Genomic DNA, 7496 nt, shown 5'->3' with positions numbered 1-7496 from the left:
CCCTCTTCCCGCCCCCGACCTACTCCCACGCCTCCGTGGTCGAAGCGGGCACGCGCCTCGCCTTCCTCGCCGGTTCCGTCCCCCTCGACGCCGACGGCAACCTCGTCGGCGAAGGGGACCCGGTGCGGCAGGCCGAGCAGGTCATCGCCAATCTGCGTGAGCAACTGCGCGCGACCGGCAGCGACTTGGCGCACGTCGCGTACACCGATGTGTACGTCGTGACGAGCGACCCCGCCGTGCTCTCGGAGGTCTGGAACGTCGTCGAGGCCTCCGGTCTCAGCACCGGCCCGCACGCATCGACCCTCCTCGGGGTCGCCTGCCTCGGCTACCCGGGCCAGCTCGTGGAGATCACGGCAACGGCCGTCGTACCCGAGCCCGCCATCACCCCCGCTTAGAGTCGGCCCATGCTGATCGAACACCGCGGACAGCGCCCCGTCGTCCCCGCCTCCGCCTACGTCGCCCCGACCGCCGTCCTCTGCGGCGCCGTCACCCTGGGCGAACGCACCCGCGTGCTGCACGGTGCCGTGCTCACCGCCGAGGACGGCGCGGTACGCGTCGGCGCCGACGTCGTCATCATGGAGAACGCCCTCGTACGGGGACGGCAACGGCACCCCGCGGTCATCGGCGATGCCGTACTCATCGGCCCGCACGCCCACGTCAACGGCGCCCTCATCGAGGACGAGGTCTTCGTGGCCACCGGTGCCTCGGCCTTCCCCGGAGCCGTCGCGGGCGCCGGTTCGGAACTGCGGATCAACAGCGTGCTGCACGTCAATTCCGTACTCCCGCCCGGCACGGTCGTACCGATCGGGTGGATCGCCGCCGGAGCCCCGCAGGCACAGCTCTTCGCACCCGGGCAACACGACGAACTATGGGATGTGCAGAGGGAGTTGGACTTCCCGGGAACCGTCTACGGAGTCCGCCGAGGCACCCCCATGCGGGAGATCATGACCCGTCAGGCGGCCTACTTCGGCGCCCACCTGGACGACCGCCTCCTCGACGACCACCTTCTCGACGAGCACCCCGTGGACGAGCCTCCGCCGACCGCTCCGTAGAAGAACCCAGCCAAGAACCCAACCAAGAACCCAGCCAAGAACCCAGCTCAGGTCCCCCCACCCGTCAGCCCCCAACTCCGCCGCTTCGGCAGCGGCTTCGCGTAGCTCCCGGCCCGGCTCGTCGTCAGCCCCAGGCTCACCAGAGACTCGGCGAGCTTCACGGCCGCGGCCACACCGTCGACGACCGGCAGCCCCAGCTTGTCCCCGACCACCCGCTGGAGTCCCGTCATCCCGGCACAGCCGAGTACCAGTACCTCCGCGCCGGCGTCCCTGGCCCGTTCGGCGGCGGCCACGAAGGCCTCCTCCGTGCGGTGTGCGTCGCCGAGGTCGAGGACGCCGAGGCCCGTGCTCACGATGGAGGCGCAGTTCTGTGCGACTCCCGCCGTGTACAGGCTGTCCTCGATCTGCCCGCGTGAGCGCTCCAGCGTGGTGACGACGCCGTACCGCCGGCCCAGCAGACATGCGAGGTGGGCGGCGGCTTCGGTGATGTCGACGACGGGTACGTCCACGAGTTCCCGTACGCCCTCACGCCCATGTTCCCCGAACCCGGCCATGACGACGGCGTCGTACGCGCCGTCGTACGTGCGCAGCGTGTCGAGGACGGCCGCCGCCGAGAGGTAGCTGTCGAGCCAGCCCTCCGCGGACTCGGGCCCCCACGCGGGGGTCAGCCCGGTCACGGTGGTGCCCGGGCCTGCGGCGGCCCGGGCACCTCGTACGATCTCCTCGGTCATCTCCTGCGTCGTGTTGCAGTTGGTGACGACGATCCGCACGTTCAGCTCTCCATGGCGGCGGGCTCGGCGGCAACGGGTTCGGCGGCCGCGCGGTCCGAACGGCACAGCACCATGTACAGTCCGGCGGCCATCGCTGTTCCGATGAACCAGGAGTACGGGGCCACGGCGTCGAAGTCCTTGTCCAGCGCGAGCACCGCGGCGACCGCCGCCGAGGGCAGGAACGCCCACAGGGCCTTGGGGTTGACGCCCTTGCGGTAGTAGTAGGGCGATCCGGGCTGGGCGTTGAAGAGCTGGTCGACGTCGATACGGCCGCGCTTGACCCAGTAGTAGTCGAGCATGATCACACCGAACAGCGGCCCCAGGAAGGCGCCGAGGCCGCCGAGGAAGTAGTTGACGACCGTGGGGTTGGAGAAGAGGTTCCAGGGAGTCACCACCAGCGCGGCCACCGTGCTGATCATGCCGCCGACCTTGAAGGTGATCTTCTGCGGCCAGACGTTCGCCAGGTCGTACGCAGGTGAGACGAAGTTGGCGACGATGTTGACGCCCATGGTGGCGATCGCGAAGGTCAGCGCGCCCAGCACGAGCACCCAGGTGTTGCCGATCTCCGCGACGAGGTAGGCCGGGTCGGTGATGGCCTTGCCGAACACCTCGATGGAGCCCGCCGTGACGATGACCGACACGATCACAAAGGCGGTCGAGTTGATCGGCAGACCCCAGAAGTTGCCGCGCTTGACGGTCTTGTAGCCGGGCGCGAAGCGCGAGAAGTCGCAGAAGTTGAGCATCAGCGTGCCGTACGTGGCGAGGATGAGACCGATCGCGCCGAACCACTGCCGCCACTGCTCACCCACGGAGACCGGGTTCGGGGTCGAGGTGAGCGAGATGGTCCAGCCGGCCTTGGCGAGGATCCAGATGGCGAGCGCGATCATCACGAGCCAGATGGCGGGACCGCAGAAGTCCTGGAACTTCCTGACGGACTCCATGCCCTGGCTGATGATCATCGCCTGGACCAGCCACAGCGCGATGAAGGACACCCAGCCGAGCGCGTCCAGGCCGAGGAAGGAACTGTGCGTCCAGGACTCGAGGCCCGGCCAGGCCGCGAGCAGCATGACGTTGACGGCGACGGAGGCCAGATAGGTCTGGATGCCGTACCACATGATGGCGATGACGGCCCTGATCAGCGCCGGGATGTTGGCGCCCCAGACGCCGAAACTGATGCGGCTGACGACGGGGAAGGGCACCCCGTGGCGCTGCCCGATCTTCCCCATCCAGTTCATACCGATGTAGATGATGACGAAGCCGACGAGCAGGGACGTGAACACCTGCCACACGTTCATGCCGAGGACCAGCAGGCCCGCGGCGAACGTGTAGTTGCCGAGGTTGTGGACGTCGGACATCCACATGGCGAAGAGGTCGAAGACCTTCCAGTTGCGCTTGGTGGCGGGCGCCAGGTCTTCGTTGGTGAGCCGTGGGTCGGGGACGAATTCGGTCGCGCCTTGCGCTGCGGCACGGTCGGCGAGGGACACGGGGCCTCCATGAGCCAGGGGACGGGGGCGACGAGAGGCAGATTTTGGTATACCAAACTTGCGTTATGGTCCCGCCGTCAACGACACTCGGCAATGTCCGTACGGTTACGGCTCGGTAAAACAGCCCCGGGTTCGGCGAGGATGGACCCATGACAACGGTGGAACCGCTGGGGGCGGTACGTGAGCGTGTCCTCGCCACGCTGCGGCAGGAGATCATCACCGGGCGGCTGCGGCCCGGTGACCGGCTGGTCGAGCGCGAGCTGGCCGACCGCTTCGGTGTCTCCCGGGTCCCGGTCCGCGAGGCCATCCGGGCCCTGGTCGCCGAGGGCTTCGTCCTCTTCGAGACCCCGCGCCGCACGGTCGTACGCCGGCTGACCCCGACGGACGTCAAGGAGCTCTTCGAACTCCGCGAGGCCCTGGAGGTCTACGCCGCCGGACTCGCCACGCAGCGTGCCACGCGGGCCGAGCTCGCCGAACTTGAGGAGCTGCTCGACCGCGCGGCGACCGCGACCCACGCCCAGGACGCGGACACGATCACCGACATCAACACGCGCATCCACGACCGCATCCTGGCGATGGCCGACAACAGCCTGCTCATCTCGGTCATGGAGCCGGTCGGCGGCCGGCTGCGCTGGCTCACCCACCAGAACGAGGAATGGCCCCGACTCCTCGTCGAGCACCGCGAGTTGTACGCGGCCATCGCCTCCGGCGACCCCGAACGCGCCCGCGCCCACGCCCTCGCACACGTCCAGGCCAACTACCGGTCGACGGTGCGCCAGCTCTTCGGCGACACCGAAGCCGAGGCGGGATCCGGAGCTGAGGCGGAGTCCGGGGCCGGCGCCGGGGGACACAGGTGAACGTATGAACGTGCGAACGGGACGGGGACGCGGCGGCGCTAACGGGCCGCGTACTCGTCCGTAGCCGCGACCAGCGCGTCCACGATGTCCGCCGCTCCCGCGTTGTGACCCACGTCGTCGATCATGACCAGTTCACTCCCGGGCCAGGCGTGATGGAGGCGCCAGACGGTGCCGAGAAGGTTGCCGAAGTCGAGGCTGCCCTGGACGAGGGTGCCGGGGATGTCCTTGAGGAGCGGGGCGTCGCGGAGGACGACGCCCTGGTCGTTGCCTTCGCCGAGGAAGTGGTCGTTGCCGAAGTAATGCGTGACGGTGCGGGCGAAGGACAGGCGGAACACGGGGTCCTCGTAGCGCGGGATGGACCGGGGTGGCGCGGGGGCGAAGGCCGTCTCCCAGTCGGTCCAGGCGCGGGCAGCGCGGGCACGCAGTTCGGGGTCGGGCGACTCGATCAGCCGGTTGTACGCCGCCGCGAGGTCACCGTCGCGTTCGTCCTCGGGGACCAGCGCGAGGAACCGTTCGAAGGCCTCGGGGAAGATCTTGCCCAACCCCCGGGTCAACAGCGCCACTTCACCGGAGGCGGCGGTGGCGACACCCGTGAGCACCAGCTCGGACACGGCCTCCGGGTGCGTCTGCGCATATCGCAGCCCGAGCACGGAACCCCACGACACACCCCACACCAGCCATCGCCCGATACCGAGGTGGACCCGGAGCACTTCGAGATCCGCGATCAGATGTGCGGTCGTGTTGACGCTCATATCCGTCTCGTACGCGCTCGCGTGCGGCGTCGACCGACCGCAGCCGCGCTGGTCGAGCAGGACGATGCGGTACGCGGCCGGGTCGAAGTAGCGCCGGAAGCCGGGGTTGCACCCGGAACCGGGCCCGCCGTGCAGCATCACCGCGGGCTTGCCGCGCGGATTCCCGCACACCTCCCAGTACACGCGGTTACCGTCACCGACGTCGAGCATGCCGCGGTCGTACGGTTCGATCTCCGGATACAGACCCATCGCGCGACCCTAGCCCTCGTTCGGGATGGTCGGTAGCCCTGCCGCCGCCGCGGCCGTACGCAGCACTTTCCGCAGCATTTCGGGCGTAAGGCGCCCGGTGAAGGTGTTGCGCTGGCTGACGTGGAAGCATCCGAAGAGCTCCAGCGGGCTGTTCGTCGGGGTGTTTGTCAGGCTGTTCGTCGGAGTGTTCGTCAGGCTGTTCGTCGAGCCCTCGGTCGTGCTGAAGGTCGAGCTCTCGGTCGGGCCGTCGGTCGGACTGCCGGTCGGGTTCTCCAGCACGACGCGCGCCCCGTGCGAGAAGACCGGCCGCGGCCGGGGCACCGTCCACCCCGCCTCGGCGAACGCCGGCAGCGACGCCTGCCACCCGAAGGCCCCGAGCACGACGACCGCCCGGAGGGTGGGCCTGAGCAGCTTCAGCTCGCTCACCAGCCAAGGCCTGCAGGTGTCGCGCTCCTCGGGTGTCGGCTTGTTGGCGGGCGGCGCGCAGTGCACGGGTGAGGTGACGCGGACGCCGTACAGGGTCAGCCCGTCGTCCACGCTCACGGACGTGGGACGCGACGCCAGCCCCACGTCGTGCAGCGCCGCGTACAGCACGTCCCCGGACCGATCTCCGGTGAACATCCGTCCGGTCCGGTTCCCTCCGTGCGCCGCGGGCGCGAGCCCGACGACGAGCAGCGAGGCGTCCGGCGGCCCGAAGCCCGGCACCGGGCGGCCCCAGTACGTCCAGTCGGCGAAGGCGGCACGTTTGGTACGGGCCACCTCCTCACGCCAGTCGACCAGCCGGGGGCAGGCACGGCAGCCGGCGACCCGCGCGTCCAGCTCGGCCAGGCTGTTGTCCATGTCCACAACGGTATGCCTGGGAGTCCAGGACGTTATGCCTGGGATGCGGGGCGCTTATGCCTGGGATGCAGGCGGGACCGGGGTGGGAAAAGGGTTCCGACTGCCCGCTTCCCGAGGGCTAAGGTCGAAGCATGGCTTCTGGGACTCAGAGGAACGGCACGGACAGCGCGGGCGGCGCGGGCGAGGCCGGCTCCGCCGAGGCGGTGGCCGCCGCGAAGGCGGCCGGGCCCGCGAGCGGTGAGACCGTGCGCGTCGACAGCTGGATCTGGTCCGTACGTCTCGTCAAGACCCGCTCGATGGGCGCCACCGCCTGCCGGGGCGGCCATGTCCGCGTGAACGGCGAACGCGTCAAGCCCGCGCACGCGGTCCGCGTCGGCGACGAGGTACGGCTGCGGCACGGCGGCCACGAGCGGGTAGTCGTCGTGAAGCGGCTGATCCGCAAGCGGGTCGGAGCCCCGGTGGCCGCCGAGTGCTACATCGACAACAGCCCGCCGCCCCCGCCCCGCGAGGCCGTCGCCCCTGCGGGCATCCGCGACCGCGGCACAGGCCGCCCCACCAAACGCGACCGCCGCGAACTGGAACGACTGCGAGGCTTGGCAGACCCTGGCCCCGCCCCAGGGGCAGGACCCGGCGCGTCTTGACCATGGCGACCAAGGCCCACACCCCAGCACCACGCTGATCACCGCGGCTCCGCACGGTCACCGGGCCGAGACCTCCAGCGCGGGGCCCGGCCCAGACCCCAGACACGCCTCAACCACGCCGCTCCAAGCTCACGCCCCCACCGGAACCGCCCGCACCCACGTCCCGTCGTCCGTCAGATACTGGTCGACCTTCATCCCTGCCTCCGCCAGCGCCCCCTCGAACTCCTCCTTCGTGAGCGGCCGGGCGAGGAATGTCTGGGTCCATATCGCGTCCGGGAAGACATATTCGGCCCGCACCGAGTTCACACCGTCCCCGACCGGCTCCGCGGACAGCATCCGCACCGTGAATCCGCTCGGATCGACCCTCTCGCGCGGCAGATTCGTGTGGTAGTCCTCCCCCTCGCGCTGAATCAGCACGCACCCGTCGTCCGCGACATGGCTCCGGCACACGTCCAATATCCCGCGCCGCACCTCGACATCGCCGTTGTGCACCAGGAACGACGCGAGCATCACCACGTCGAACTTCTCCCCCAGGTCAAGGCTCTCGATGGCGCTGCGTATCGTGCGCGCCCCGCGCACCCGCTCCAGCATCTCGGCCGACTCGTCCACGGCCGTGACCGTGAACCCCCGCTCCAGGAGCGGATGCGTCATCCGCCCCACACCGCTGCCCAGTTCGAGGATGTGCGCCCCCGCCGGCACGGCCGCGGTGATGATGTCCGGCTCGTCATAGACGGGCAGCCGCGAGTACAGCTCCACCGCGCAGCCGTCCGGCGTGATCGCTCCGGGTCCGGTCCCCTCGTATCCCTCACGCATCTCGATCGTCATACCAGTCCAACGGCCCGTGCCCGCCG

The 7496-nt window shown here is 69.7% G+C and carries 9 protein-coding genes; 4 read left to right on the top strand and 5 right to left on the bottom strand.

The window, feature by feature from the left end:
• Both G5C60_RS48460 and G5C60_RS48455 read left to right on the top strand, forming a co-directional pair.
• Positions 1-395 (top strand): RidA family protein (locus G5C60_RS48460; RefSeq protein WP_165270323.1); only part of this gene is annotated, 395 nt, incomplete at its 5' end.
• Positions 396-404: 9 nt separating this feature from the next.
• Positions 405-1052: a gamma carbonic anhydrase family protein gene (locus G5C60_RS48455; RefSeq protein ID WP_165270321.1), complete on the top strand. Its 648-nt coding sequence runs from the start codon at positions 405-407 to the stop codon at positions 1050-1052.
• Between the two features lie 47 nt (positions 1053-1099).
• On the opposite strand, the gene G5C60_RS48450 is transcribed toward G5C60_RS48455, so the two are convergent.
• Both G5C60_RS48450 and G5C60_RS48445 read right to left on the bottom strand, forming a co-directional pair.
• Positions 1100-1822, bottom strand: coding sequence for an aspartate/glutamate racemase family protein (locus G5C60_RS48450; protein ID WP_165270319.1), 723 nt, complete (start codon positions 1820-1822; stop codon positions 1100-1102).
• A gap of 2 nt (positions 1823-1824) precedes the next feature.
• On the bottom strand, positions 1825-3306 hold the full coding sequence (locus tag G5C60_RS48445) for a cytosine permease (protein WP_165270317.1): 1482 nt from the start codon (positions 3304-3306) through the stop codon (positions 1825-1827).
• 149 nt (positions 3307-3455) lie between these two features.
• On the opposite strand from G5C60_RS48445, the gene G5C60_RS48440 reads away from it, so the two are divergent.
• Positions 3456-4163 (top strand): GntR family transcriptional regulator, encoded by a 708-nt coding sequence (locus G5C60_RS48440; RefSeq protein ID WP_165270315.1) that lies wholly within the window; start codon positions 3456-3458, stop codon positions 4161-4163.
• A 38-nt stretch (positions 4164-4201) separates the two neighbouring features.
• Here the strand turns inward: G5C60_RS48440 and pip are convergent, their stop codons facing one another.
• A complete protein-coding gene (gene pip / locus G5C60_RS48435; RefSeq protein WP_165270313.1) occupies positions 4202-5164 on the bottom strand; it encodes a prolyl aminopeptidase in 963 nt (320 codons plus the stop codon).
• Positions 5165-5173: 9 nt separating this feature from the next.
• The gene (locus G5C60_RS48430; protein ID WP_206440932.1) at positions 5174-6004 is read right to left on the bottom strand and encodes a uracil-DNA glycosylase; all 831 of its coding nucleotides are present in this window, start codon (positions 6002-6004) and stop codon (positions 5174-5176) included.
• A 131-nt stretch (positions 6005-6135) separates the two neighbouring features.
• On the opposite strand from G5C60_RS48430, the gene G5C60_RS48425 reads away from it, so the two are divergent.
• Positions 6136-6645 (top strand): RNA-binding S4 domain-containing protein, encoded by a 510-nt coding sequence (locus G5C60_RS48425; protein ID WP_165270309.1) that lies wholly within the window; start codon positions 6136-6138, stop codon positions 6643-6645.
• Positions 6646-6774: 129 nt separating this feature from the next.
• Here the strand turns inward: G5C60_RS48425 and G5C60_RS48420 are convergent, their stop codons facing one another.
• Positions 6775-7458, bottom strand: coding sequence for a class I SAM-dependent methyltransferase (locus G5C60_RS48420; RefSeq protein ID WP_165270325.1), 684 nt, complete (start codon positions 7456-7458; stop codon positions 6775-6777).
• Between the last annotated feature and the right edge of the window lie 38 nt (positions 7459-7496).

The organism is Streptomyces scabichelini, assembly GCF_011045015.1.
Lineage (GTDB): Bacteria > Actinomycetota > Actinomycetes > Streptomycetales > Streptomycetaceae > Streptomyces > Streptomyces scabichelini.
This window is presented reverse-complemented; position numbering and strand designations above follow the sequence as displayed.